Annotated in this window: 1 protein-coding gene; it reads left to right on the forward strand. The window is 74.9% G+C overall.

The window, feature by feature from the left end; translation table 11 throughout:
• Nucleotides 1-265 precede the first annotated feature (265 nt).
• Nucleotides 266-996, forward strand: a 731-nt coding sequence (locus tag L0B03_RS18380) for a hypothetical protein (RefSeq protein WP_250448519.1), incomplete at its 3' end; no start/stop codon positions are given.

A 996-nucleotide genomic window follows, 5' to 3' on the forward strand; every position in this document is an offset into this window, starting at 1 on the left:
CTCGCCCCTGCCCCAGGCGCCCGCACCCGCACCCGCACCTGCACCCGCAGAGCGCGCTCGCTCGCGTGGCCGTGGGCTGATCCGCCGTGGCGGGGGGACCAAGGCGTCGCAGCCAGGCACCGCCGTCGCCCACCACACGGAGGATGGCTCGGGTCGCTCGGGCCATGGCCGCACGGCGGAGGCCCCGACGGTCACCGGCTTCCCGTTCCTCGACGCCGCCTTCGACAAGGCCGTCTCCATCCCCTCCGCGGTGATCCATGCGCACGTGGACCGCGTGCGGCGGCGCAACCCGCACGCCAACCCGGCGGAGGTGCTGCGACTCCTCGAGAAGCAGTACCTGCTCACGGTGACGACCTCGGGCGGGGCCGTCGGCGCAGCCGCCGCGACCCCCGCGGTGGGCACGAGCGTCGGCATCGCGCTCACCAGCAGCGAGATCGCGACCTTCTTCGCGGCCTCGGCCGCCTTCTCGCTCGCGGTGGCCGACGTGCACGGCGTCGCCGTCGAGGACACCGCACGACGGCGGGCCCTCCTCCTCGCCACGGTGCTCGGCGAGCAAGGCTCCAAGACCGTCGGTGTGGAGACCGGGCTCAACACCAAGGCCTGGGCGCGCACCCTCCTGGTCAACATGCCGACATCGACGATCAAGCGCGTCAACACCGCCCTGACGCGGCGGATCCTTCGTCAGCAGGCCAGCAAGCAGGGCGCTCTCGCCTTCGGCAGGCTCGCGCCCTTCGGCATCGGCGCGATCATCGGCGCGACCGGGGCCCGGGCACTGGGTCGGACCGTCGTGACAGGCGCCCACCGGGCCTTCGGCCCCCCGCCCGCATCCTTCGCGCGAACCATCGAGGTCAGCGCCCGGACGGCGCCCGACGCCATGACCGGCAGCCCCGAGGGAGACCTGCGGCAGATAGCGGTCGACGCGGCGCGCGCGCCGGGCGGCCAGCAGGTGGGCTCGGGGCCAGGGCGCGACGGCGGACCTCAGCACGCCGGACGCCC

Origin of the sequence: Actinotalea sp. C106 (assembly GCF_023630195.1) — a bacterium.
GTDB lineage: Bacteria > Actinomycetota > Actinomycetes > Actinomycetales > Cellulomonadaceae > Actinotalea.